Annotated in this window: 19 protein-coding genes; 11 read left to right on the plus strand and 8 right to left on the minus strand. The window is 67.1% G+C overall.

Annotated features, from left to right (window positions below):
* Position 1 precedes the first annotated feature (1 nt).
* Genes tssI through B5X73_RS05135 form a run of 10 tightly spaced genes read left to right on the plus strand, consistent with a single transcriptional unit; the run spans position 2 to position 14,467 of the window.
* The gene (gene tssI, locus B5X73_RS05090; protein ID WP_079520826.1) at positions 2-1,966 is read left to right on the plus strand and encodes a type VI secretion system Vgr family protein; all 1,965 of its coding nucleotides are present in this window, start codon (positions 2-4) and stop codon (positions 1,964-1,966) included.
* Entirely contained in the window at positions 1,963-2,508 is a 546-nt protein-coding gene (locus B5X73_RS05095) for a DUF6931 family protein (RefSeq protein WP_079520827.1), read from the plus strand. The genes tssI and B5X73_RS05095 overlap by 4 nt, the downstream gene beginning before the upstream one ends.
* Positions 2,505-3,860 (plus strand): type VI secretion system-associated FHA domain protein TagH, encoded by a 1,356-nt coding sequence (tagH, locus tag B5X73_RS05100; protein WP_079520828.1) that lies wholly within the window; start codon positions 2,505-2,507, stop codon positions 3,858-3,860. The genes B5X73_RS05095 and tagH overlap by 4 nt, the downstream gene beginning before the upstream one ends.
* Positions 3,861-3,872: 12 nt before the next feature.
* A complete protein-coding gene (tssK, locus tag B5X73_RS05105) occupies positions 3,873-5,213 on the plus strand; it encodes a type VI secretion system baseplate subunit TssK (RefSeq protein ID WP_079520829.1) in 1,341 nt (446 codons plus the stop codon).
* Positions 5,214-5,217: 4 nt separating this feature from the next.
* Positions 5,218-6,525 carry a type IVB secretion system protein IcmH/DotU gene (icmH, locus tag B5X73_RS05110; RefSeq protein WP_079520830.1) on the plus strand — a complete coding sequence of 436 codons (1,308 nt, stop codon included), beginning with the start codon at positions 5,218-5,220 and terminating at the stop codon, positions 6,523-6,525.
* Positions 6,522-10,073, plus strand: coding sequence for a type VI secretion system membrane subunit TssM (gene tssM / locus B5X73_RS05115; protein ID WP_079520831.1), 3,552 nt, complete (start codon positions 6,522-6,524; stop codon positions 10,071-10,073). The genes icmH and tssM overlap by 4 nt, the downstream gene beginning before the upstream one ends.
* Positions 10,070-10,654 carry a type VI secretion system-associated protein TagF gene (tagF, locus tag B5X73_RS05120; protein WP_051943880.1) on the plus strand — a complete coding sequence of 195 codons (585 nt, stop codon included), beginning with the start codon at positions 10,070-10,072 and terminating at the stop codon, positions 10,652-10,654. The genes tssM and tagF overlap by 4 nt, the downstream gene beginning before the upstream one ends.
* Positions 10,651-11,382, plus strand: coding sequence for a PP2C family protein-serine/threonine phosphatase (locus tag B5X73_RS05125; protein WP_036115027.1), 732 nt, complete (start codon positions 10,651-10,653; stop codon positions 11,380-11,382). The genes tagF and B5X73_RS05125 overlap by 4 nt, the downstream gene beginning before the upstream one ends.
* A complete protein-coding gene (locus B5X73_RS05130; protein WP_079520832.1) occupies positions 11,379-14,147 on the plus strand; it encodes a bifunctional serine/threonine-protein kinase/formylglycine-generating enzyme family protein in 2,769 nt (922 codons plus the stop codon). The genes B5X73_RS05125 and B5X73_RS05130 overlap by 4 nt, the downstream gene beginning before the upstream one ends.
* Complete coding sequence (locus tag B5X73_RS05135) at positions 14,144-14,467, plus strand: hypothetical protein (RefSeq protein ID WP_079520833.1); 324 nt, start codon at positions 14,144-14,146, stop codon at positions 14,465-14,467. Before B5X73_RS05130 ends, B5X73_RS05135 begins: the two co-directional genes overlap by 4 nt.
* A gap of 17 nt (positions 14,468-14,484) precedes the next feature.
* On the opposite strand, the gene tssA is transcribed toward B5X73_RS05135, so the two are convergent.
* The 7 genes from tssA to miaB form a co-directional block, all read right to left on the minus strand.
* Entirely contained in the window at positions 14,485-15,522 is a 1,038-nt protein-coding gene (tssA, locus tag B5X73_RS05140) for a type VI secretion system protein TssA (RefSeq protein WP_176167730.1), read from the minus strand.
* Positions 15,506-16,489, minus strand: a complete 984-nt coding sequence (locus B5X73_RS05145; RefSeq protein WP_079520835.1) for a LysR family transcriptional regulator — start codon at positions 16,487-16,489, stop codon at positions 15,506-15,508. Before B5X73_RS05145 ends, tssA begins: the two co-directional genes overlap by 17 nt.
* A gap of 491 nt (positions 16,490-16,980) precedes the next feature.
* Complete coding sequence (locus B5X73_RS05150; RefSeq protein ID WP_079520836.1) at positions 16,981-18,189, minus strand: lipoprotein N-acyltransferase Lnb domain-containing protein; 1,209 nt, start codon at positions 18,187-18,189, stop codon at positions 16,981-16,983.
* Between the two features lie 69 nt (positions 18,190-18,258).
* Positions 18,259-19,110 (minus strand): HlyC/CorC family transporter, encoded by an 852-nt coding sequence (locus B5X73_RS05155; RefSeq protein WP_036115017.1) that lies wholly within the window; start codon positions 19,108-19,110, stop codon positions 18,259-18,261.
* Positions 19,111-19,186: 76 nt separating this feature from the next.
* Positions 19,187-19,651 carry an rRNA maturation RNase YbeY gene (gene ybeY / locus B5X73_RS05160; protein WP_079520837.1) on the minus strand — a complete coding sequence of 155 codons (465 nt, stop codon included), beginning with the start codon at positions 19,649-19,651 and terminating at the stop codon, positions 19,187-19,189.
* On the minus strand, positions 19,648-20,631 hold the full coding sequence (locus B5X73_RS05165; protein ID WP_036115013.1) for a PhoH family protein: 984 nt from the start codon (positions 20,629-20,631) through the stop codon (positions 19,648-19,650). Before B5X73_RS05165 ends, ybeY begins: the two co-directional genes overlap by 4 nt.
* Positions 20,628-21,974 (minus strand): tRNA (N6-isopentenyl adenosine(37)-C2)-methylthiotransferase MiaB, encoded by a 1,347-nt coding sequence (gene miaB, locus B5X73_RS05170; RefSeq protein ID WP_036115011.1) that lies wholly within the window; start codon positions 21,972-21,974, stop codon positions 20,628-20,630. The genes B5X73_RS05165 and miaB overlap by 4 nt, the downstream gene beginning before the upstream one ends.
* Before the next feature lie 159 nt (positions 21,975-22,133).
* Between miaB and B5X73_RS05175 the strand changes: the two genes are divergently transcribed.
* Positions 22,134-23,279: a lytic transglycosylase domain-containing protein gene (locus tag B5X73_RS05175; RefSeq protein ID WP_079520838.1), complete on the plus strand. Its 1,146-nt coding sequence runs from the start codon at positions 22,134-22,136 to the stop codon at positions 23,277-23,279.
* 166 nt (positions 23,280-23,445) lie between these two features.
* Here the strand turns inward: B5X73_RS05175 and B5X73_RS05180 are convergent, their stop codons facing one another.
* On the minus strand, positions 23,446-24,645 hold the full coding sequence (locus B5X73_RS05180) for a S1C family serine protease (RefSeq protein ID WP_043692910.1): 1,200 nt from the start codon (positions 24,643-24,645) through the stop codon (positions 23,446-23,448).
* Positions 24,646-24,748 lie beyond the last annotated feature (103 nt).

Genomic DNA, 24,748 nt, shown 5'->3' on the forward strand with positions numbered 1-24,748 from the left:
CATGGCGCACGCGATCACGCTGAAGTCCAGCCTGGGCAAGACGTTGCTCTTCGCCAACATGACGGCCGGAGAAGAGCTCGGCCGCCTGTTTTCGTGGGAGCTGGAAGCGATCAGCAAGGATCCCGGCGTGGACCTGCGCGCGCTTCTGGGGACGTCGATGACGGTCACAGTGACGACGCCCCAGGGCTACGTGCGCTACTTCAACGGCATCGTATCGGAAGCGGCGCAGGGTGCCTTCATCAACATCGATAACGTGCGCTACGCGGTATATACGTTCACCCTGGTGCCCAGGCCGTGGCTGCTGCGCAACACGTCCGACTGCCGTATCTACAAGAACAAGACGGTACCGCAGATCGTCCGCGACGTGCTCTCGGAGTTCGGCTATGGCGACGTGCGGCTGAGCCTCAGTGCGAATTACCCGGCCCGCGAGTACTGCGTGCAGTACCGGGAGAGCTACTTCGACTTCATCAGCCGGCTGATGGAGCAGGAGGGCATCTATTATTTCTTCACCCACACCAGCGGCGCGCACACCATGGTGCTCGCCGATGCGCTCGGTGCGCACACCACGGTGCCGGGCTTCGAAACCATTCCTTACGCACCGCCTACCGAGCGCGGCCACCGGATGAAGTCGTCGATCAGCGACTGGACATCCGCCCGTTCGGTCAATCCAACCCGTGTCCGTCTGGACGACTACGATTACCAGCGACCGCGACTCTCGCTGCTGGCCAATGAGCAGGTCAGCGACAGTGCCGACACTCACAATGTTTCGGGGCTGGAGATCTACGACTATCCGTACGGTTCCGTGGGCTACGCGCAGAAGAATGCCGACGGTCAGCGATTCGCCCAGGTGCGCGTCGATGCGCTCAGCGTGCCGCAGGCGACCTCGTCGGGATTCACGGATGCGGTGGGTCTGGCCACGGGCGCGCTGTTCCGCCTGAAGGACTTTCCGCTGGCCCAGGCCAATCAGGAATACCTCGTGATCGGCGCCACGACGCGTCTGGTGGAGGTCGATTACCAGGGCGGCGGTGTCGAACCGGACAAGGACGAGTCCCCGTTCGCGTGCCATTTCCGCGTGATCCGCAGCCGCCAGCCGTTTCGTTCCGCGCAGGTCACGCCGCGCCCTTCCATTGCCGGCGTACAGACCGCCGTGGTGTATGGCCAGACCGATGAGGACATCGAGGTCGACAGCCAGGGGCGCGTGCAGGTCACCTTCTTCTGGAACGCGCCGTCCAAGCCGAAGGCGGATCAGTCGTGTCCGGTCCGCGTCGCGTCGGGCTGGGCCGGCAAGCGCTGGGGTGCGCAGTTCATCCCGCGTGTCGGCCAGGAGGTGGTGGTGGGCTTCCATGAAGGCGACCCCGACCGGCCGTTGCTTCTGGGCAGCGTGTACAACCAGGAGCATATGCCGCCTTACGCGCTGCCCGGGGACAAGACGCGCAGCGGCGTGGTCAGCCGGAGTCTGCGTGGGGCGGCGGGGGAGGCCAACGAGATTCGCTTCGAGGATCGCAAGGGCGCCGAGGAACTGCTGTTTCACGCGCAGCGCGACCTGCGGCATGAGGCCGAGAACGACCACTTCTCGACGATCGATCGCGACGAGACCGAAGAAGTGAAACGCGACCGTTCGCACGAGGTCGGTCGCGACGACACGCTGAAGGTCGGTCGCCGTCTGCGTATCGAGGCGGGCGAAGAGATTGAACTGGTCACCGGCCTGGCGCGCATCGTGATGAAGCGGACCGGCGAGATCCAGATCGTCGGCAGCACACTGCGAGTCAACGCCATGGCGGCGATCAATCTGATGTCCGGCGGCGCGACGTCCCTCACGTCCGGCGCGGCGGTCTCGGTGACGGCCGGCGCCACGGTGACGATCAATGCGACCGCGGCGATCGCGGTCACCTCGGGTGCCGCGCTGATGCTTTCTTCCACGCTGGGACCGGCCGTGCTGAAAGGCATGCCGCCGCTGCTGCTATGAACGGCCCGTCCCTCACGATCGGAACCGCCGCGCGGGAGATGGGTCTCGATCCCTCGTTGCTGCCGTTGCTGCGCGACGACATGAGCGAGCGCGCCGCGGTCCGGACGCTGCTTGCGCATGGCGACGTTCCCGCCGCGCTCCGCCTCGCGATGCGCCTCATGCCCCGCGGCTACGTCGTGCCATGGCTGTGCCAGTGCGTGCGCGACAGCGCGCCCGATGACGCCGCGCGTGAGGGTCTAACGCTGGCCCAGGCATGGCTCGATGAGCGCAGCGAGACACGTCGCCGCGCCGCACTGGCCTATGCGGCGGCCCGCCACTACGTCGGGACCGGTGCGCTGATCGCGGCCACTGCGGGCTGGTCGGAGGGCTTCCTGCTCGATGGCGAGGGCAGGGACGTGGCGCCTGTCGCCGTACCCCTGATGGCCGTGGTCGCGGCGGCCGCGCTGCTGACCCTGGCTTCGTCGTCTCCCGATTTCGATGTCCATTGCCGCGCGTTCGTCGGCTCGGCAATGGAGCTGCTACCACCGGAGGATTTCGCATGAACCGTTCCACCGGACCGAGCCTCGTGCTCTCCATCCTGGGCGACCACGCGGGCGACATCGCCGAGCGCACCTCCGTACGTGCCGAGGCTCACGATCTGAGCATCGGCCGCGCCGAACATTGCGACTGGGTCTTGCAGGCGCAGGGTGTCTCCCGTCAGCACGCCTTCGTCCGCCATCTCAACGGGCTGTATTTCATTGAGGACCGCAGCACCAACGGCATGCTGTTGAACGGCGCGCCGTTGCGCGGTGGCGAGCCGGTCTCGCTCGGCGACGGCGACCGCCTCCAGCTGGACACCTTCGAGATTCTCGTGGCGCTGGAGTCAACCGTCGACGAGCAGGCGACGGCGCGATGCGAGCACGACCGCAGCCTGCAGACGCTTCGTGTGCCGCACACGTCGCCGGCATATCACGACTCGCCGTTGCCGCTGGGCACGGCGCCATCGCTGATCACCGGCGATGCGCATGGCGGATCGTCGCTGATTCCCGGGACCGCCGCGGCACCGCTGGACCCGATGGCGTGGTTCCAGACCGTGATGCCCGTGGTGGATCATGCGCCGGCCGCCGTCGAGGCTTCCGGGCACTGGAACCATGCATCGCCGATGACGGACCGCTTCGATGCACCCACGGTCGATGCGGACCCACCGCGCGTGGCACCCGTGCTGCCCGAGCACTGGGACCGCACCCGAAGTCTGTTCCAGATGCCCCCCGACGTCGCGACGCCCGAAGCGCCCATGGCAGCAGCACCCGCCCAACCCCCAGCCCCCCCTGTAGGAGCGCGCCCCGCGCGCGACCCCACCGCCGATCCCGTTCCATCCACCCCCGCTCCAACACCGACACCACCCAGCCCCACCACCGGCATCGAACCCCTTTTCGCCCTCGTCCTCGACGGCGTCATGGACGTTCTGCGCGCACGCGCCGAACTGAAGAACGGGTTCCGCCTTCCCGCGACCCTGATTCAGCGACGCGAGAACAACCCGCTGAAGTTCGCCCCCACCGGCACCGAAGCACTGGCACGTGTGCTCGCCGCGCCCAACGAGGCCTTTCTCTCCGGAGAGGCGGCGATCGTCGACGCCATGGACGACATCCGCGAACACCAGGTGGCCTTGCTCGCGGGCGTGAGGGCCGCCTTCGACGATCTGATCGCGCAGTTCGACCCGGCGCGTTTCGAAGAGGGCGACACGCGCCGCTCCCGGTTCGGCTTTGCGCCGGCCAGCGGCCCGTGGGAACGCTACCGCGCGCATTTCCAGAAGCTGGCCACCGACCCCGAAGAACGTTTCCGTCGCCTTTTCGGTGACGAATTCGCCCGCGCCTATGAAGACCAGCTCGTGCGCGCCAAGCGCGACAACCGCTGACCGGAACCGACGATGACCGCATTCAACAAGGTGGTGTGGAGCGAAGGTCTGTTCCTTCGCCCGCAGCACATGCAACAGCAGGATCGCTACACCGAACGCTACGTGGAGTTGCGGGCCGCCACCCTGCGGTCGTACCCGTGGGGGTTCGACGAACTGGAACTCGAGCGCGACCTGCTCGCGATCGGCAAGCTCGGCATCCGTCGGGCACGCGGCGTGTTTCCGGACGGCACGCCGTTCTCGATGCCCGACCGCGATCCGTTGCCACCGCCGCTGGAGATCGACGCCAACTGGCGTGACCAGGTGATCTACCTGACCTTGCCGCTGCGTTCGCCCGCACAGGCCGAAAGCCTGTGGCCCGATACGCAGGCGCCGGGCCAGCTTGCCCGTTTCGCCGTGCGTGAGGCCGAGGTGGTCGATGCCTCGGGCAGCACGACGGGGACGGTGGTGCTCGAAGTCGGTGGCCTCAGTACGCGGGTGGTCGCCACGGCGCAGGCGCGCGAAGGCCTGGTCGAGCTGCCGCTGGCGCATCTGGTCGAATGTCGCGCCGACCGGCGCGTGGTGCTCGACGACGGCTTCATGCCCAGCGCGCTCGCGTGTCGCGCCTCGGAGCGTCTGACCCTGTTCCTGACCGAATTGCTCGGTCTGCTTCATCAGCGTGGCGAAGCGCTTGCCGGGCGTGTCGGCGGTGCGGACCGTGCGAGCACGGCGGAACTCACGGACTTCCTCATGTTGCAGGTGGTCAACCGCTACCAGCCGCAGCTCGCGCATCTCGCCGAGGCGCCGCTTCTGCACCCGGAGGATCTGTATCGCCTCCTGCTCGGCATGGCGGGTGAACTCGCTACGTTCACCACGCCGGGCAAACGCAGCGTGACGTTTCCTCCGTACCGTCACGACCGCCTGCGCGAGAGCTTCGAGCCCGTCATTGCCGCGTTGCGACTGAGCCTCAGCGCGGTGCTCGAGCAGACGGCCGTGTCCGTCCCGCTACAACAGCGCAAATATGGCGTGTGGGTGGGTACGGTGGCGGACACGACACTGCTCGATGGCGCCTCGTTCGTGCTGGCGGCGAAGGCCGATATCGCCGCTGCGGACATGCGCCGGCGTCTGCCCACGCAGTCGAAGATCGGGCCGGTCGAAAAGATTCGCGACCTGGTCAACCTGCAGTTGCCCGGCGTATCGGTGGCGTCGCTCGCCGTGGCACCGCGGCAGATTCCGTATCACGCGGGCTACCAGTATTTCGAACTGGATACGGCCTCGCCGATGTGGAAGACGCTGCGTACCTCCGGCGGCGTGGCCCTGCATTTCGGCAACGGCTTCGAGGGACTGGAGCTCGAGTTGTGGGCCGTGAGGACCTGAGCCGATGAACTACGACGAGAGCAACGCGAAACGCGACGCGGACGCCACCGTGGTACGGGCCAGTGCCGCGCGCCAGGACGTACCAGCCCACCCACCGGTACGTGAGCGCGAGCCGGAGCGTGACCTTGCGCGCAGCGTGCAGGACCTGCCGTCGGCGGGCGGAAATCCGCTCGTTCGCGCCGCCAATCCGTTACTGCTGCTGGCCGCGCAGCTGCGCAACAGCGCGGAAGCGCCCGATCCCGGCCTGCTGAGGGATCGCGCCATCGCCTATATCCGGCGCTTCGAAGAGATCGCCACACGCGCCGGTGCCGACGCGCAGACCTCGGTCGCCGCGCGCTATGTGCTGTGCACGATGATCGACGAGGCGGTGCTCGATTCGCCCTGGGGGGAGCAGACCGGCTGGAGCCGGCAGACCTTGCTCGTGACCTTTCACGGTGAGACCTACGGCGGCGAGAAGTTCTTCGCCATCCTCGACCGGCTGTGCCAGGACATGGTCCGGCATGCCGATCTGGTGGAGCTGATGTATCTGTGCCTGGCCCTGGGCTTCGGCGGCAAGTACCTCGTCGAGCCCGGCGGTGTGGCGCGCCTCGCCGATCGCCGCGAAGACGTCTACCGGCGGATCATGGCTTATCGCGCGGCGACGCCCGTCGCGCTGTCGCCGCGCTGGGAAGGTGTCGATCGTCCACTGAAGCCACGGCGTGGCATCCCCATCTGGATGGCCGCGCTGGTGGCGGTGTGTCTGCTTTGCGGGATGTGGATCTACCTGCATGCGCGGCTCAACGGACGTACCGAGCCGGTCAGCGCGAAGCTCGCCGCGATCGGCCTGCGTGGTGTGCCGTTGCCCGTGGCGGCCGCGCCACCGAAGCCGCAGGCGGTGAGCCTGCGTCAGTTGCTGGCCGATGACGCGCGCAGTGGTGCGCTTTCCGTCGAAGAGAAACCCGACGGCCAGGCGACGATCCGCCTGGCCGCCTCGGAAATGTTCCCCTCGGGAGGCGCCGATGTGGCGCCCACACACGCGGCAATGCTGGAGCGCGTCGCCAGGGCGCTGAACCAGGTGCATGGCCGGGTCATCGTCGTGGGGCACACCGACGACCAGCCCATCCGCTCGCTGCGATTCAAGGACAACTTCGAACTCTCCGCGGCACGCGCACGCAACGTCAGCGCGCTGCTGACGAAGCAGCTGGACGATCCGCGACGCGTGGAGGCCAGTGGGGCGGGCGCCTCGCAACCGATCGCCACGCCAGCGAACCTGCCGGCCAACCGCGCGCGCAATCGCCGGGTCGAGATTCTCTTCGTTCCGGAGGCCGGATGAAACGTTTCAACGACATGTTCCGTCACGTGTGGCTGCGCACGGCGATCGGCATCCTGCTCTGCGCGCTGTTGATCGCCTTCGGCGGACCCTATCTGGGAATCGGCGATCGCCAGCCGCTCGCCAGCGTGGCCGCACGCGTCATCGCGATCGCCGCCGTGGCGGCGATCTGGATCGGCGCGGTGTTGCTGCGCCAATGGCTGGCGCGGCGTCGCGACCGGCGCATGGGCGATGCGCTGGCCGGCGAAGACGACGCGCGACGCAAGGACATCGACGCCCGCATCCAGGCGGAGCGGGACGGTCTGCGTGCGCGCTTTCTCGACGCACTCGCCGTGCTGCGCAAGCGCCGCGAGGGTGGCGGCAAGCTGGAAGACCTGCCCTGGTACGTCGTGATCGGTGCGCCGGGATCCGGCAAGAGCACCTTGCTCGAGCATTCCGGGCTCGACTTTCCCCTGGCCAGCACGGCGGGCAAGCAGTCCCTGGCCGGCGTCGGCGGTACACGCCAGTGCGACTGGTGGTTCACCGATCAGGCGGTGTTCCTCGACACCGCCGGCCGCTACACCACACAGGATTCCGATCCCGGCGTGGATGCACCGGCATGGCACGATTTCCTGCGTTTGCTGAGCCGGTACCGTCGTCGTCGCCCGGTCAACGGCGTACTGCTCACCGTCAGTGTCACCGAACTGCTGACGATGGACGTGGCGGGGCGGCAACGTCTCGCCGACACGCTGCGCGAGCGTCTGGACGAACTGGGCACCTGGCTGGGCGTGACCTTGCCGGTCTATCTGGTCTTCACCAAGGTCGATCTGGTCGCCGGCTTCCTCGAAGCGGTCGACACGCTGGATGCCGCGGGACGCGCGCAGGTGTGGGGTGTGACGTTCACGCCGGAGCGCAGCCTCGACGGCGGTGCCTCGTCGCTGCTCGGCGGCGAGTTCGATGCGCTGCTGGAGCGCATCGATGCGGGGACCATCGAACGCATGCACGCCGAACGTGACGTGCGCCGTCGCGCGAGGATCCTTTCCTTCCCGCAGCAGTTGCGTCACCTGCGTGAACTGGCCGTGCCGCTGGCCGCCGCCATCTTCGGCAGTCATGCCTACGGGCGTGCACCCGTGCTGCGTGGCATGTACCTGACTTCCGGCACCCAGGAGGGCACGCCGATCGATCGTGTGCTTTCGGTGGTCGGTCATTCGTTCGGTATTCGTTCGTCGGTTCAGGGCACCACGCGTTCGCCACGGCGTACCTTTTTCGTCGAACGACTGCTCAATGACGTGATTCTTCCCGAGGCGGGTTTTGCAGGGTCGGATCCGCAGCGGCTGCGCCGTCGCCGCCTGGCCGAAGCGGGGGCCATCGCGGCGATTGCCGTGCTGACGGCCGGCTTGCTGATCGGCATGTTCACGAGCGCCGCGCGCAACGCGGATTTTGTCGCCCGTGTCGACGAGGCCTTGCGTGATTATCCGGACGACTCGCGCGTGCCGGTGCCGTCGTCGTTGCGTCAGTACGATGCGCAGGCGCTGCAGCGGCTCGATCCACTTGGCCGCACCGAACAGGTGGCGGCGCAGGTACGCACGGAACGGCCGTGGTCGATGCGCTTCGGCCTGTTCCAGGGCGACGCGTTGTTCGACGAAGTGCGTGCCGCGCACGTGCGCGAGATCAATGCGAGCGTCGTACCGGGGCTGGCGCTGCAGTTCCGTGAAGGCCTGCGCGATGCGGCGGGCGATCCCCAGCGGCTTTATTACGTGCTGAAGGGCTACCTCATGCTGGGCCAGCCGGAGCACCGCGATGGCGAAGCGCTGTCGTTGCTGGCACGCGAGCGCTGGCGTGAGGTATTCCCGGATGAGGACGGGCTGGCGGATGCGCTAGAAGGACACTTCCGTCTGCTGTTCGACGGGCACGACGGGCTGCGCAGCCTGCCTGTCGACGCCGCGCTGGTGGAAGCGGCGCGTGCCTCGTTGCGCGCGGCGGACCTGGCGACCCTGATCTACGGCGGCCTGAAGCTCGACAGTGAGACGCGTCAGGACATGCCGGTACGCCTGGATCGCACCCTGGGGCTGCTTGGCAATGTATTCCGTCGCCGTAGCGGTGCATCCCTGGCCCGGCCGCTGCCGGCGCTCTACACGCGCCCCGTGTTCGCCAACCTCGTGCAGGAGGGCGGCAGTGCCGCGCTGGGCACGCAGGGCGGGATCGCGAAAGCGGTGGATCGTTTCGTGAAGGATGACTGGGTGTTCGGTGCGACGACGGCGGATCCCCTGCGTCGTGCCTCGCTCGTCGCTCAGGTGCAGACGCTATACGTCGCCGACTACATCCGTGCGTGGGACGAACTCATCGGCGACCTGCAGTTGCAGCCGGTGGCCAACGTACAGGAAGCCAGTGGTGTGGCGGCACGTCTGGCCGGGCCGGGGTCGCCGCTGAAGGCTTTGCTGATGCTGGTCCGCGACAACACCAGCGATCTGCTGCGCCAGGCCGCACCGGACGGCGGCGGCAAGGTGGCGACGGTGGCCGAACGCCGGGTGGTCGACCGGGTGAAGAGTCGCAGCGAGATTGCGCGCGTGATCGCCGAAGGCAGCGCACCGGCCGAGCGTGCGACCGTTCAACGTCCCGACGCGACCATCGCCGACCATTTCGCCACGCTCAATCAGCTGACCGATGGCACGCCGGGCAGCATGCCGGTGGATCGCGTGCTCGGTGTGCTGGACCAGATGAGCAAGACGTTGCTGACGCTGCGGCCGGGCGTGGACACCTTCGGACAACCCGACCCCGCTCTGGCGGTGGCGCGACAGGAGGCCGGTCAGTTGCCTCCGCCGCTCTCGACGTGGCTGGGCAGTCTCGTCGGTTCCAGCCAGAGCCTGGTGAGCAAAGGCGCCGACGGCGCGCTCGCCGATGGGTTCCGTCAGGCGGCGGGCGGGGATTGCTCCCGCTTCGTGCAGGGGCGCTATCCGTTCGCGGCAGAGAGCCGATCCGACATCCCGGTGCAGAACTTCGCCGAGCTGTTCGGTAACGGGGGGCGCTTCGACACCTTCTTCAAGCAGACGCTCTCGCGCGCGGTCGACAGCAGTGGCGGCACATGGACGTTCCGCGACGCGGATGGTGCCCGCTCCGGCGGTGCCGTTCTGTCGCAGGCGCAGCTCGCCGACGCGATCCGGCAGGCGTATTTCCGCGACGGCCCCGCGCCACAGGTCGGCTTCACGCTGTCGATTACAACGCCGCCGGCCGGTATCGGTCGCCTGCTGGTGGAGATCGACGGCCAGAAATTCGAGTACAAGGCGGGCGAGGACAGCGCGCCGGTCGCGATGCGCTGGCCGGGACCGACGCCGGGGAGCACGCGCGTCAGCGCGTGGGACACCGCCGGCAATCCGCTGCCGGTCCTCGAGTACCCCGGCGAGTGGGGCTGGTTCCACGCACTCGATGCCGCGTCGCTCCAGCGGCGTACGGAGACCCGCTTCGGTGCCAGCTTCGGCTTCGGCAGCGTGCGGGCCAATGTCGACATCGAGGCGTCCAGCTTGCGCAATCCGTTCGGCGACACCAGCGTGCGCCGCTTCCGGTGTCCGACATGACGCGGGTACTCGTAGGTTTCCACGGCAAGCTGCCCTGCGCGGGAGATTTCGTGCAGCGCCGTCTGCCGGTCGGCTTCGTGGATCGCTGGGATACCGCGATGCAGGCGGCACTGGCCGGTATTGCCGAGGCGCTGGGCGAGGGCTGGAAGGACCGCTTCGGCGCGGCGCCATCCTGGCGATTTGTTCTGGCCGCACACGTATGCGGGCCGCTGGCGTGGGCCGGTGTTATCGCGTCTTCGCACGACCGCGTCGACCGGCCGTTCCCGCTGATGCTCGGCGCCCCCGTGCCGCGCGGACAGAACGGATGGCCGCGGCCGCCTCGTCCCGCGTGGTTCCACGCGCTCGACGCCGCGATGGAGCGCTCGCGTGATGCGGTCAGCGTGTCGATCTTCGACGCGGTGGTCGCCATGCTTCCCGAGCCGGTCGCGGGCCAGCACGATCTGCCCCGCATGCCCGACCACGCGCGAAGCCTCTGGTGGCGCGACGACGTCCCTGGTGACGGCATCGCCATGTCGGGTCTTCCCGGTGTTCCCGATTACCTGCGCCTGCTCGGCGTCGACCGCCTGGAGCCTTTCGCGTGAGCATGCCCTATGTATCCGCCGGCCGGACGGAGACCGGCCATGTGCGTCGTCACAACGAGGACGCGATCCTCGTCGCCGAAGAACGTGGCCTCTGGGCCGTCGCCGATGGGCTCGGCGGCCACAGCGCCGGCGACGTCGCCAGTTCGCTGATCACCGAGCGGCTGCGCGCGTTGCCTCTCGCGCACGACGTGACCGACACGATGGACGCGGTCGAAGACGAACTGCTGCGCATCAATCAGCGTCTGCGCGCGCTCGCCAGCGACAGGCGCGTGGACGCCGTCGCCTCGACAGTGGTGGTGCTCGTACATACGCGCGATCTGGTGGTGGTCGGCTGGGTAGGCGACAGCCGGGCGTACGCATTTGAAGATGGACGTCTGTGGCAGGTGACCCACGACCACGTGCACGGCGACCGCGCCGACGAGACACGGTTCGGAGCACAGACGGCGCAGAAAAACGCCGGTGCACTGACGCGCGCGGTCGGCGCGGAAGATCACCTGTTTGTGGACTGGGTGGTCCATCCGCGCCGTCCGGGCACGTGTTTCGTGCTGTGTTCGGACGGCATCAACAAGGAGCTGACCGATGCGGAGATCGAGGTGCACTGCCGGCGTCATTCCGACCCGGCCGGCCTGATCGATGCGCTGGTCGGTACGGCATTGAATCGCGCCGGCAGGGACAACGTATCCGCCGTGGCGATACGACTGGACGATTACGAGGAGTCGCACCCATGACGCAGCATCCTGGCGACGACGAAACCCGCGTGCTGCCGCTGTCGCCGTCGACGCCACCCCGTGCGGACGATGACGATGATGCGACGGTGTTCAAGCCGCTGCATACCCAGGCCGGTGACGGCGCGGCATCGTCCGCGGCCACGACGGCATCCGCATCGCAGGGCACCGGCGATACCTGGCGCCGCATGTCCGGCATGGCCGAAGGCGAGCGCATCGCCGTCGGCAGCCTGCTCAAGGGTCGCTTCCTCATGGAGCGCGAACTCGGGCGTGGCGGGATGGGCGTGGTGTACCTGGCGCGCGATGAGCGCAAGGTCGAAGCACGCGACCGCGATCCGTATGTCGCGATCAAGGTGCTCAACGACGAATTCCGCAAGCATCCGGACGCACTGATCGCCTTGCAACGCGAGTCGCGCCGTGCGCAGCATCTGGGCAACGATCACATCGTCCGTGTGTACGACTTCGACAAGGACGGCAGTAACGTCTTCATGACGATGGAGTATGTCGAGGGCGACGACCTGCGCACGGTCATCCGTTCGCGCGCGCGTGACGGTATGCCGTTCGATCAGGCGTGGCCCCTGATCGACGGTATGGGCGAAGCGCTTTCCCGCGCGCATGCGGCGGGCATCGTGCATTCGGATTTCAAGCCGGGTAACGTGATGGTCACGCCGTCCGGCGTTGCCAAGGTCTTCGACTTCGGCATCGCGCGGGCGGGTCAGATCGGCCTCGAAGCGGTCGACGACCGTACCGTTTTCGACGCGGGCACGCTGGGTGCGATGACCCCCGCATACGCCAGCCTGGAGATGCTCCAGGGTAGGTCGCCGACCCCCGGCGACGATGTGTATGCGTTCGCCTGTGTCGTGGTCGAATTGCTCACCGGGCGCCACCCTTTCGACAAGGAAAGCGCGGAAGAAGCCATGAACGCGGGGCGTCGTCCGCCCGCGGTACCGGGGCTGGACAAACGCCAGTACAAGGCGCTGTGCGATGGACTGGCGTTTACGGCGGAAAAGCGCACGCGCGACATCGGCGACCTTCTGGCCGGCCTGCGCAAGCGGCGCTGGCGCGAACGCGCGACGCCGTGGCTCGCCGGGGCGGTGTTGCTCACGGTGCTCGCGGTGGGCTTCGCCTGGTATGGCGCGATGCGGATCCACCAGCAGCATGTCGTCGACACATTGCGGCGTTTCGGTCCCGGTCAGGCGGACGGTTTCCGCAACGAAGACGATGCACGCGTCGCCCTGGCGGCGCTCGATGGCGACGAGCGTCGGCGTGTCGTGGTCGACGGTGCGGACGCCATCGACGGTTTCCTTGTCCGGCTGGTGGCGAACGACTGGGATCCCGCGCATGGCCGCTACGACTACGCGGGGGCCCAGGAAGCGTTCCGTCTGCGCGGTGAACTGAAGACCTTCGCACCGCGTCTGGACCGTCGCCGCGAAGAGGTGGCGCACGAACGCGACGAGGCGCTCAATCGACTGGATACGTCACTGAGCCAGGCCATGCTGGCCAATCGGCTTACCGGCACGAGCGACGACGCGGTACCGGCCATCCTGAGCAGAATCCGCGCCATCGATCCTGCGAGCCCCTTGCTTTCCAGCCCGGAGCTGAAACTGAAACTCGCCGCGGTCGCACCGGCGTCGACTGCGGCGCCACCGCCCACGTCGCCTGATATCCGCGCCGCGGAGCAGGCGTCGAGGCTGGAGTCGCTGCGACGCGCTTCCGCGGCGGGGGATCTCGACAAGGCCAGCGACAGCTTTCGCCAGCTCCGCGCGACGCAGGACGGCACGGGAAACGTCAAGGACGAAGCCGCCGATCTGCTGGCGCATGCCTATCTGGGGGCGGCCCGTGCCGCCTGCGCCGCCGGCCACTGGAAAGAAGCCGCCGATCGTATCGTCGCGGGCGTTACCCAGCTTCCGGGGCGCACCGACCTGGCCGCCGCGAACAATCGCTACCAGCTGGCGCTCGCGGTGATGACGGCTGCCAGAGCGTCGACCGTCACGGCGGCCGATCAGGACGGACTGCGTAAGCGGGTCGAAGCGGTGGGCAAGGACGATCCGGAAGGCCTGAAGGATCTCGAGGCCGCGATGGCCGCGTCGAAGGCGCTACCGGACGGCTCCCTGGCCAACGTGGTGAAGAAACTGCGGACGGTGGCGCCGGTCGCCGATCCATGCGCACTGCGCGGGCTGGCAGGCAGCGGGCGCGAATGTTTCGACACGTTTTCCGCCGGCGCCCACGGCCCGGCCATGGTCGTCGTACCTCGTGGCCGCAAGCCGTTCGCGATGATGCGTACCGAGGTACACATCGCCGATCTCGACCAGTTCTGCCGTGCCACGCGGACGTGCGCGATCAAGAAGGACAACCCGCTGACCGATCCCGCGCGCTCGATCGACGCGGCCTTCGCCCGCCGCTATGCGGCGTGGCTGTCGCAGGTCAGCGGGCACGTGTATCGCCTGCCTAGCGAAGACGAGTGGCTGCTGGCCGCGCGTGCGGGCGAGAACTGGGATGCGAAGGAAGCCAACTGCGGCGCTTCGTCATCGGGCCTGGGACGGCTGATGCGCAGCGACGAACTGACCAGCAAGGGCATCGTCAATCCATGGGGACTGATCGATATGACCGGTAGTGTCTGGGAATGGGCGACCCGCGGCGACGCGCTGGTGGTGCATGGCGGCAGTTTCCGAAGCGGTCCGGCGGTCTGTTCCGTCGCCAGCGTGCGCCCGAGCAACGGCTCGCCGGAACGGGATGTCGGCTTCCGGCTGGTGAGGGACATCAAATGACGGCATGGGAGCGGAGCGTCAATCGCGAGCTGAGCGAGCTCAACGACGCCCATAGCGCGGCGCGTATCGATACTCCTGAGTATCGCCGTCGGCGCCGTGCGCTGCTCAACGCGACGTTGCGGCAGGAGGGCACGGCATCGCATACGTTGCGCCGCCCCGCCGCGGCGATGTCCCTGAGCATCCGCGCCGTTCGCGACATGCCGACGCGCCGCGCGATGGTGCGCTCGCGGCGAAGTCTGCGCGGTATCGCCTGGTGGGTGGGCGCGGGGGTCTTGGGTGCTGGAGCGGTCGTCTGGCTGCTGCTGTTTCCGCCGTTCTGACGCCGGGTCCACGCACGTCACGGGTTTTCGTCGTCCCCCGCCAGGGACTGGAATTCGGACAGGCCACCCGGCGCGAGCGTCCGCAACAATTCCGCGAAACTCAGTCCCACCAGGCGACTGGCGCGACGGAGCAGCGGCGGTACCGGACTCGAGGGCTCGTGCCGCGCGTACCACGCGCAGATCTCGTCGAGCATCCGCAGCACGTCGTCGGTGTTGCGCACGGGGCCGTGTGCGGCGACATGCTCCGTTTCCGGACGGGTGGCGTCGCCTTCTCCCGCGGCCTCCGCGTCCTGGCTGGCAAGGGCTTCCGGTGCACGCGACGCGACCTGTGCACGCAGAAACAGATGCAACTCACGCAGGTCGCGTTCGAGCGTGTCGAGGTCGGGGCCGGCACCTGGCGTGCGCGTCTCGAACACGTGTCCGATCGCCTGTACCTGTGAGACGGCCTCCGCAATCGCGGCGTCCGTCGCCAGCAGTTCCGCGATGTCGACGTGCTGCACGACGGCGTCGACGATCTCCTGCGAGACCACCCCGTCGTCCGCCGTCGGTGCGTCGCCTGGCTTCAGCGTTCCGTTAAGCAGGCGCAGGTCGCGCAGGGAGAATGCGCCGATGCGTTCGGCGCGCAGGAGTGGGGTACCGCGCAGATAGCCAGCGGTGCCATCCACCGCCGAGAGCGACGCGAGCGCATTGATCCGCTCGGTCGGATCGTCGCCGTCGAGGCGCGGGTGCACATCGTCCCAGTAGCGCTGAAGCAACCCGGCGATGAGGCCGATGCTCGCCGCCCAGGCCACGACACCGGCGGTCTTCAGCCGTGCGTTGCCCAGGTGAACGGCGACCCGCAGATCGTGCGTACGCCCGGCGACCTGTTCGGCCTGTCGCGCGACGTCGCGCCAGTCGGGTTCCTCGGCCTGCTTCACGGTGTCGCCGATCGCGCGCTCCGGCCGGGGTGCCGCCAGGCTTTCCAGCGTGAGGAAGGCCGCGTCGTATTCGAGATTGGGGCCGCATGGCGCTTCGGCGTCCAGCGGTTCCAGCAGGTGATCAGTGGTATCCGTCACGGAGATGCTCCAGTGGAGGGAAGGGATAGATCTGGCCGCCCGTATGCCGCGTGGGATGCAGTCCACGGCTGATGCGCGTGAGTTCCTCGCGTAGCCATCGGTGGGCCGGTTGCTTGTCGAGCCGGCTGTGCCAGGCCATCGCCAGCGCGGTGTCGGGGATGTCGAAAGGCAATGCGTATGCTTCGATACCCGCGCCGAGCGAGTCGAACATGCTCTGGGGCACCGTACAGACGAGATCGGTCGCGTTGAGCATGGGGCCGATGCTTTCGCCGTTGGATGCGGAGACCAGGACGTCGCGCGCCAGGCCCCGCTGTTTCAGATGCTGGTCCAGCAGACCTTCGAGGCGGCCCGAGGAGGAAACCACCATGTGGCTGAGCGAGCAGTATTCCTCGACGGAGAGACGGTGCGTGCCACGCGGGTGCCCCGCACGCTGCACCATGACGAACTCGTCGGCCATCAGCTGGCGCATTTTCAGCGAGCTGGGTACGTCCTCGTTCGGAACGAGCAGGATGTCGATCTCGCCGCTTTCGAACAGGCCGAGCACGTCCTGGTCTTCGTATCCCGCGCGGAACGCCACCTTGAGGGCACGGTTGCCTTTTTCCTGAAAGGACTGAATGAGGGGAAGCGCGAAGGTCCCCACGGCGCTGGTCGAGCCGGCGATACGAAACGTGGCCGCATCCCGCACGGGATCGAAGGCGCCGCCGGGGTCGGCCAGCGTGCCGAGTTGTGAAAGCGCGTCGCGCAGCGGCGCCGCCATTTCTTCGGCTTTGGGCGTGGGCACCATGCCGCGACCCGTTTCGGACGGAACGAGCAGTGGATCGTTGAACAGGCGGCGAAGCCTCGCCAGTTGCGCGGAAAGCGCAGGCTGGCTCACGTGAAGCTTCGACGCCGCGCGGGTGACGTTACGTTCCTCCAGCAGCATGTCGAGAGAGACGAGTAGGGGCAGGTCGCTCGGTTTGAGATTCATGAATACCGCTGGTCAAACGCGTCGGGGAAGCGCGCAGGTGGCGGGAAAGCAAACGCACCCTCGGGTTGCGCTGCGGCTATTTGTCAGTCAATTCGATGCGTGAAGTGGGTCACGTCATCGCTAACGAAAATTCCTTCCGTGCCGGGGTTTATACGTGGATACATAGGTCATGACATCGTCCACCCGCAGTTGCGTAAACCTGGCCCGAGCGTGACGGGCAACTGTGACATCCTGACAGTCATGACCGACCATACGCAGCCGTCCGTTTCGTGCGGAACGCGTTCTTGCGATGGACTTCGCGTTTTCGCCATGCACGAAATCGGTGACCGACGGCCGTCAGAGTCAGGGAGGGGGATGTCCGTGACCTGCGTCGCACAACCGCGTGCGGCGAAGCCTCGTCAGGCTGCGTTCATGCCCTGGGCTTCGTCTGGAATTAGCCGTCTATTTGCGTGCTTTGACGCGGTGGCGTCAATTACCCGAAAGAGGGAGGGTCAGTCGTGGCGACGGCCGAATGTGGCGAACAATGCGGCCCAGCAGGGCAGTGCGAAAAGCAGCCACGGCATGTTGCGCTGCGGGAAATCAGGCCACAGATGCAGCAGCAGGCCGATGATGCAGGCGGCAAACGAGATTGCTGCGATGCGTGTGCTGAAACGCCCCATCGGGCGACCGGCGCGACGCAGGCGCCAGATGCCGGGAATCAGCAGAAACGCCAGCGGCTGGTAAGCAAGCAGGTTGAAGTTGCCCCAGGCCGAGCGGTGCAGTGTGAAGGCCCACAGTCCCATCATGAGCAGGCCGGCCAGGCCCGCGAAGACGCTGAACACAGTGCCCGCGATCACGAAAGTGAACCTGGCCTCGCGATGCCGCGTAAACGCGGGCAGCGCCAGTGGAACCGCGAGGAGCAGTCCGGCAATCAGCAGGGGCCAGCGGAGGTCCGGCGCCTCGAATGGCGGAGGCAGCAGCCGGCTCTTCGCGAGGATTTCCTCGCCGTCGACAAGGGGGCGTTCGCTCGCGCCATCACCGATACGTACGCGACGCAGCTCGGCTTCGAGCACCATGGGCAGGAAGGCTTCCTTCCATGCTGTCATCGGCTGGTCGGCGTAAGGCCCGAGGCCAAGATCCATGCCGAGCATCAGCCAGGTCTGGTTGCTCATCAGTCGGGCGGTGTGCTCGCGGTAGGTCATGGCGCCGCCCCAGGAGCCGAGCTGGCGGCCAAGCGCGCCGCCGAGTGCCGTGTCGAGTGCGTCGCGCACGCGTGTCGTGCAGTTGTCCGTGTAGTAGTCGTAGTGATAGCCCGCGTTCTCCGGGCGGATGTTCCACAGCATGAAACGGCGCAGTGCGTCTTTCTGTGCGATATCCAGGCTCAGGTGCTGGCGGTGCACATAGCGCCCTTCGCCCGCGTAGAACTCAACATCGGACTGCGTGGTCTCGGCATCCATGCGATAGGCCATGATGCCGCGCGCGAAGTTGAGGATGAATCCCTTCTGATCGAAGTCGAAGACGCCGTAGTTGAACGCGATCGCTTCGCCACTGACGCGGTCACGGATCTCCAGTGCGTCGTGTCCGAACCGTTCCCAGTAGATGTCGCCCGGCCCGTAGGTCATCAGGGAGATATCGAGGTCCGCGGCCGGTGCATCGACGATGCCGGCGCGGGCCATGGGAACGACACAGAGGGCGAGCAGGAAGAGCAGGGCGTGGCGCATGGTCGGGCTTGGATCCTTGCCCGCAGGCATGGCTGTCAGGGGCCGCCGGCCATACGGCCGGCGGTGACGTCATGCGCCGCCGTTGGCGTGCGCGACGTGGAACTGCTGGACGCGACGGTCGTCGGCTTCGGTAACCCGGAAGAGGAAATCGCCCATGGCGATTTCTTCGCCGGCCGCCGGGAGGTGGCCGAACTCCGAGGTGATCATGCCGCCGATGGTATCGAACTCCTCATCGGAGAACCGTGCACCCGCTATCTCGTTGAAGTCGGCGATGGGGGTGAGGGCGCTCACCGCGAAGCCGCCTTCTTCCAGTGCCTGGACCAGGACCGGATCTTCCTCGTCGTCGTGCTCGTCGTCGATCTCGCCGACGATCTGCTCGAGAACGTCCTCGATCGTGATCAGGCCGGCGACGCCGCCGTATTCGTCCACCACGAGCGCCATGTGATTGCGCGTCAGGCGAAATTCCGCCAGGAGCACGTTCAGGCGCATCGATTCGGGAATGAGCACGGCCGGACGGAGCAGCGCGCGCACATCGCCGCCTTCGCTCTGCCCGTAGTATTTCAGCAGGTCTTTCGCCAGCAGGATGCCCAGCACTTCGTCCTTGTCTTCACCGTGGACGGGGAAGCGGGAGTGCCCGGACTCGACGACGGCGGAAAGGATCTCGGGGAGGGAGGCATCGGCGGCGAGGCTGACGATCTGGGCGCGGGGCACCATGACATCGTCGACGCTGAGCTCGGTCACCTTGATGGCACCCTCGACCATGGTCAGGGTGTCGTTGGAAAGCAGGCCGTTGGCCTGGGCGGTACGCAGTTCCTCGATCAGTTCGTCGCGGTTGCGTGGCTCGCCGGAAAACATATGGCCCAGACGGTCCCACCAGGATCGGTGAGTCGGGCCATGGGTACTACCAGGTTCCTCGTTCATCACTCTTTGCGTTTCTGCCCGAAATGAGCGGAACGGTCAGTCTAACGGAATTCCTGTGACGATTCAGGGCGTGTCCCTACACGGTCTCGTAGGGGTCCGCAATTCCCAGACCCGCCAGCACGCGGGTCTCCAGCGCTTCCATCGTCTCGGCCTCGGCGTCGTCGATGTGGTCGTACCCCAGCAGATGCAGCGTCCCGTGCACCGTCAGGTGCGCCCAGTGATCCGCCGCCTTCTTTCCCTGCTCGGCCGCCTCACGCGTGACCACGGGCGCGCAGATGACCAGATCGCCGATCAGCGGCAGGTCGACGCCGGGCGGCAGTTCGACCGGGAACGACAGCACGTTGGTGGCGTAGTCCTTGCCGCGGTACTGCAGATTCAGCGACTGGCCTTCCTCCGCATCGACGATGCGGATCGACAGCTCGGTGCCCTTGCGACGGCGCGCGCCCTTCAACGCCGCCTCGACCCAGCGACGGAAGCTGGCCGGCGCCGGCACACCCTTGCGCGCGGTGGCATAGCCGACGGCCACGTCCAGCTGACTCACTTCGCGGCGTCCTGCTTGTCTTCGAACGCCTCGTAAGCACGGACGATCTTGGCCACCAGCGGATGGCGGACCACGTCGCGCGAGGTGAAGAACGTGAAGCTGATGCCGTCCACGCCGCGCAGCACTTCGACCGCGTGACGAAGACCCGAGCGGATGTGGCGGGGCAGGTCGACCTGGGAGACGTCGCCCGTGATCACCGCGACCGAGCCGAAGCCGATACGGGTCAGGAACATCTTCATCTGTTCGACGGTGGTGTTCTGCGCTTCGTCGAGAATGACGTAGGAATCGTTGAGCGTGCGGCCACGCATATACGCCAGCGGCGCGATCTCGATCACGTTGCGCTCGATGAGCTTGCCGACCTTCTCGAAGCCGACCATCTCGTACAGCGCGTCATACAGAGGGCGCAGGTAGGGATCGATCTTCTGGCTGAGATCGCCGGGCAGAAAGCCGAGTTTTTCGCCGGCCTCGACCGCGGGGCGCACCAGGAGCACGCGCTGTACGCGGTTGGCTTCCAGTGCCTCGATGGCGCTGGCCACGGCCAGATAGGTCTTGCCGGTACCGGCCGGACCTACGCCGAAGTTGATGTCGTGCGTGGTGATGGCGTGCAGATAACGCGCCTGATTGGCGCCACGGCCTTTGATGACACCGCGCTTGACCTTGATGACGACTTCCTGCGAGGACTCCGCCGACTCGTCGTTGATCGCGTCGATGCCCGACTCGGCCAGGTGCAGATTGATCGCGGCACCGTTGAGCACTTCGGTTTCGGTCGCGGCGTAAAGCGCGCGAATGACTTTCTCGCCCGCGCGGGCCGAGCCTTCGTCACCGATGACACGGAAGATGGCGCCGCGATGGTCCACCTCGACGCCCAGGCGCAGTTCGATCTGGCGCACGTGTTCATCCAGCGGGCCACACAGGTTCGCCAGGCGGGTGTTGTCTTCGGGATCGAGGGTGAAATCGCGTTGCGAAAGACCCGGATTCATGCGACCGCAACCTCGTCCGCCAGCAGCACCCGACCGCGCAGCGAGTTGCTCATCGCCTCGGTGATCGTGACGTCCACGAACTGGCCGATCATCCGCGGATGTCCCGGGAAGTTCACATAGCGCATGTTTTCCGTCCGCCCGCTGAGTTCGTTGGGATCGCGGCGGCTGGGCTTCTCGACCAGTACCCGCTGCACGGTGCCTACCATGGCCTCGTTGATCTTGCGCGCGTTCTCGTTGATCGCCGCCTGCAGCCGGCTCAGACGCGCGTGCTTCACCTCGGCCGGAGTCTCGTCGGCGAGGTTTGCCGCCGGCGTACCGGGTCGCGACGAAAACACGAACGAGAAGCTCTGGTCGAAGCCGATATCGTCGATCAGCTTCATGGTCTTCTCGAAGTCGTCGTCCGTCTCGCCGGGAAAGCCGACGATGAAGTCCGACGACACGCAGATATCCGGTCGCACCGCGCGCAGCTTGCGGATGCGCTGCTTGAATTCCAGCGCCGTGTATCCGCGCTTCATGGCCGCGAGGATGCGGTCCGAGCCCGCCTGCACCGGTAGGTGCAGATAGTTGGCCAGCTGCGGCACGTTGGCGTAGGCCTCGATCAGCGAGTCCGAGAACTCCAGCGGATGCGATGTCGTGAAACGAATGCGGCCGATACCGTCGATCTGCGCGATGGCGTGGATCAGCACCGACAGGTCGGCGACGTCGCCGTCGTGCATCGGGCCACGATACGCGTTGACGTTCTGGCCGAGCAGGTTGACCTCGCGTACGCCCTGTTCGGCGAGCTGGGCCACCTCGACGATCACATCGTCGAACGGCCGGCTGATCTCTTCGCCGCGCGTGTAAGGCACCACGCAATACGAGCAGTACTTCGAGCAGCCTTCCATGATCGACACGAAGGCCGTCGGGCCTTCGGCGCGGGGTTCCGGCATGCGGTCGAACTTCTCGATTTCCGGGAAGCTGATGTCGACCTGCGACTTGCCGGTGGCGCGCTGGGCTTCAATCATCTGCGGCAGGCGGTGCAGGGTCTGCGGGCCGAAGACGAGGTCGACGTGCGGCGCGCGCTTGAGGATGGCGTCGCCTTCCTGCGAGGCGACACAACCGCCGACTCCGATCAGTACGGGCTTGCCGTTGGCCTTGTGCGCCTTCCAGCGACCGAGCTGGCTGAAGACCTTCTCCTGCGCCTTTTCGCGGATGGAACACGTGTTGACGAGGATGACGTCGGCCTCGTCCTCGTTCTGCGTGAGTTCCAGGCCATGGGACGCCGCCAGCACGTCGGCCATCTTGGCCGAGTCGTACTCGTTCATCTGGCAGCCGTGGGTCTTGATGAAAAGCTTGCCGCTCATGGGCCGGGTTACCGTGTTTCGTGGGGAGTTTCCGAACCGCGCAGTTTACTCTGCCCCCGGGTCCGTTGCCAGTTGGCCGCCGTGGATCAATGACTTGCGTGAAGAACGTCACGTTTGCGGCCCTTGGCAGGGCAGGGGTGCTCGGGCAAACTCGCGCCCATGGTTGACGACGCGACGCCAGGGGAAAGCGCCGGCCATCACGCCCGCCGTTTCCTGACCTCCCGGACGGCCCTGCGAAGGGTCGCGGGCGCCTGCGTCCTGCTGCTGGGATTGCTGGCCGGGCCGGCGTCGGCGGGTGCGCTCTACCGTTGCATCGGTAGTACGGGCGAGACGGTTTTCTCCGGCGGCACCGCGGGCTACAAGGACTGCAAGCGCATCGGCAGCACGGGCCCCTCGCGTCCGGCGCGGCCCATCGCATTGCCCGCCGCGCCGCAGAAGGCCGTCTTCGAACCGGTCGCCGGGCCCCCGTCGCTTAAAGGCGTGATCGGCTCCGTGGTGCTGGCGCCTGCCGCCGCCGTGCCTTCGCTGGCAGGCGTGACTGGTGGCGTGGTCGGCGGAGCGGATGGTACCGAGCGCGAACCGCTGGCCCTGCCTCCCGTGACCGCGCCAAAAGGGCAGTGGGACTATAAGGAGTCGGCGAGCACCGATTTAACGGCGGCGGCTGCGCCTGCCGCACCTCAGGGCTCCCGGGTCTTGCGTGGCGCGGTCTACCGGATCACCCGGGCGGACGGCGGCGTCGAGTACACCAATATTCCGCCGGGCGGCGGCGGTCAGGGATCGAGCATCAAGATGCTCTTTACCTATATCGCCACCTGCGCCGCCTGCGACGTGCATTCGAAGGTCGACTGGAACAACGTCGGTCTGAATCTGGTCGCGTACGGCGACGCGATCCGCTCGGCGAGCAGCGAGTTCAGCGTGGACGAGGCGTTGCTGCGCGCGGTCATTCACGCCGAGAGCGCGTTCAACCCGCGCGCGCTGTCGGTGGCTGGCGCGCAGGGCCTGATGCAGCTGATTCCGGGTACCGCCCGTGACATGGGCGTCCTGGATGCCTTCGACGCCAATCAGAATATTCGCGGCGGCGCGCGTTATCTCGCGCTGTTGCTGAAGACCTTCAACGGCAACGAGCGCCTGGCCGCGGCGGCGTACAACGCCGGACCCGGTGCGGTGCAGAAGTACAACGGCGTGCCGCCTTATGACGAAACGCAGGTCTATGTCGAGCGCGTCGGCGTGCTGCGCAAGCGCTACGGTGACATGTTGAAGAGCCGCCCCAGCACCGGCGTCCCCCTCGCCGACAACCGAATGTAGCAGCGCGCCCCGCGCGTTATAGAAGCGCCCGGCGCGTTGTAGGAGCGCGCCCCGCGCGTGGTAGGAGCGCGCCCCGCGCGCGAAAAGCCAACGAAGCCCAGAAGCCGCTAACCCCCACCTCCCCCCATCCCCCACCGCGAAAAGACATCGCGCGCAAGGCGCGCTCCTACCGGGCCGCGCCCTGGAGCGCCTGCATCGGCGCCGTGGGCGGCCTCTGCGCCGGCGTTACGGTCGTGTTGAACGCCGCACCGTTGCGCAGCCCGGAGACCTGCACCGGATCGCCCGGTTTCAGCGAGGCCTCGTGCCGGCGCAGATCCGACGGGTCGAGGATGTCCTCATCGCCGATGCGCAGCAGCACGTCGCGTTGCTGGATGCCCGCGAGGGCGGCGGGGCCGCCCGGGGACACGTCGTTGACCACGACACCGCGCGCCGCCGAAGGCAGGCCGCTGTCGGCGGAGACCGGGACGGCGCCGTAGTCGGCACCGATCCAGCCACGCACGACGTGGCCCGTCTGTATGATCTGGTCCAGCACCTCGCGTGCGCTCTGCACGGGGATGGCGAAACCGATGCCTTCGGCGCCGACCGCCTGACCGATCAGCGACGTATTGATACCGACGAGCTCGCCGTGCGCATTGACGAGCGCGCCGCCCGAGTTGCCGAAGTTGATCGCGGCGTCGGTCTGGATGAAGTTTTCCAGGCTGGACAGATTGAGCTGGCGGCCGATGGCACTGACGATGCCCATGGTCACCGTCTGGCCGATGCCGAAGGGGTTGCCGATGGCCAGCACCACGTCGCCGACCCGGGGACGGCTCTCGGCGTCGGTCATGTGGATCGCCGGCAGGTTGCCCGCGTCCACCTTGAGTACCGCAAGGTCCGTCTCATCGTCCGAGCCCACGACCCGGGCCTTGGCCACCCGGCCGTCGTAGAGCAGCAGCTGGATGTCGTCGGCGTTGGCGATCACGTGGTTGTTGGTCAGGACGTAGCCATCTTCCCTGACGATGACGCCCGAGCCGAGGTTCTGCTGACGCCGCGTACGCGCCGGGCCGGTGGGTACGCTGAAGATGCGCTGCAACACGGGATCGGAGTAGAGCTCGCGCGGCTGCTCGGTCACCAGCTTATTCGCATAGATGTTGACGACCGACGGCGCGGCCTTGGCCACGGCATCGGCATACGACACGGGACCCGTGCCCGCCCCGGGAGCGGCCGGCTCGACCGCGGCAGGCTCGTGTTCGGTGACCGGCGGCGTGAAACGCTCACGAAGAAAAGCGCCGCTGCCTGGCCAGAACAGGCCGATGACGAAGGCGACGGCAAGGCCGAGCACGACGAAACGGGCGACGAAGGCAAGCGTACGAGCGGCGTGGTTCATGGAGTAGCGAGGGGTCCTGTCGTCCGGTTTTGCCGAATTTTCCGCATCCTGGCGGGCACTTGGCAGCCCCATCCGTCATGGGGGACAGGGGAAGGTTCAGTTT

The organism is Luteibacter sp. 22Crub2.1 (genome assembly GCF_900167995.1).
In the GTDB taxonomy this organism is placed as follows: domain Bacteria; phylum Pseudomonadota; class Gammaproteobacteria; order Xanthomonadales; family Rhodanobacteraceae; genus Luteibacter; species Luteibacter mycovicinus.

Excerpts from the sequence above, each read along its gene's own strand:
- tssI (WP_079520826.1), top strand. The coding sequence starts at position 2 with ATGGCGCACGCGATCACGCTGAAGTCCAGCCTGGGCAAGACGTTGCTC.
- B5X73_RS05095 (WP_079520827.1), top strand. The coding sequence starts at position 1,963 with ATGAACGGCCCGTCCCTCACGATCGGAACCGCCGCGCGGGAGATGGGT.
- tagH (WP_079520828.1), top strand. The coding sequence starts at position 2,505 with ATGAACCGTTCCACCGGACCGAGCCTCGTGCTCTCCATCCTGGGCGAC.
- tssK (WP_079520829.1), top strand. The coding sequence starts at position 3,873 with ATGACCGCATTCAACAAGGTGGTGTGGAGCGAAGGTCTGTTCCTTCGC.
- icmH (WP_079520830.1), top strand. The coding sequence starts at position 5,218 with ATGAACTACGACGAGAGCAACGCGAAACGCGACGCGGACGCCACCGTG.
- tssM (WP_079520831.1), top strand. The coding sequence starts at position 6,522 with ATGAAACGTTTCAACGACATGTTCCGTCACGTGTGGCTGCGCACGGCG.
- tagF (WP_051943880.1), top strand. The coding sequence starts at position 10,070 with ATGACGCGGGTACTCGTAGGTTTCCACGGCAAGCTGCCCTGCGCGGGA.
- B5X73_RS05130 (WP_079520832.1), top strand. The coding sequence starts at position 11,379 with ATGACGCAGCATCCTGGCGACGACGAAACCCGCGTGCTGCCGCTGTCG.
- B5X73_RS05135 (WP_079520833.1), top strand. The coding sequence starts at position 14,144 with ATGACGGCATGGGAGCGGAGCGTCAATCGCGAGCTGAGCGAGCTCAAC.
- B5X73_RS05145 (WP_079520835.1), bottom strand. The coding sequence starts at position 16,489 with ATGAATCTCAAACCGAGCGACCTGCCCCTACTCGTCTCTCTCGACATG.
- B5X73_RS05150 (WP_079520836.1), bottom strand. The coding sequence starts at position 18,189 with ATGCGCCACGCCCTGCTCTTCCTGCTCGCCCTCTGTGTCGTTCCCATG.
- B5X73_RS05155 (WP_036115017.1), bottom strand. The coding sequence starts at position 19,110 with ATGAACGAGGAACCTGGTAGTACCCATGGCCCGACTCACCGATCCTGG.
- B5X73_RS05165 (WP_036115013.1), bottom strand. The coding sequence starts at position 20,631 with ATGAATCCGGGTCTTTCGCAACGCGATTTCACCCTCGATCCCGAAGAC.
- miaB (WP_036115011.1), bottom strand. The coding sequence starts at position 21,974 with ATGAGCGGCAAGCTTTTCATCAAGACCCACGGCTGCCAGATGAACGAG.
- B5X73_RS05175 (WP_079520838.1), top strand. The coding sequence starts at position 22,134 with ATGGTTGACGACGCGACGCCAGGGGAAAGCGCCGGCCATCACGCCCGC.
- B5X73_RS05180 (WP_043692910.1), bottom strand. The coding sequence starts at position 24,645 with ATGAACCACGCCGCTCGTACGCTTGCCTTCGTCGCCCGTTTCGTCGTG.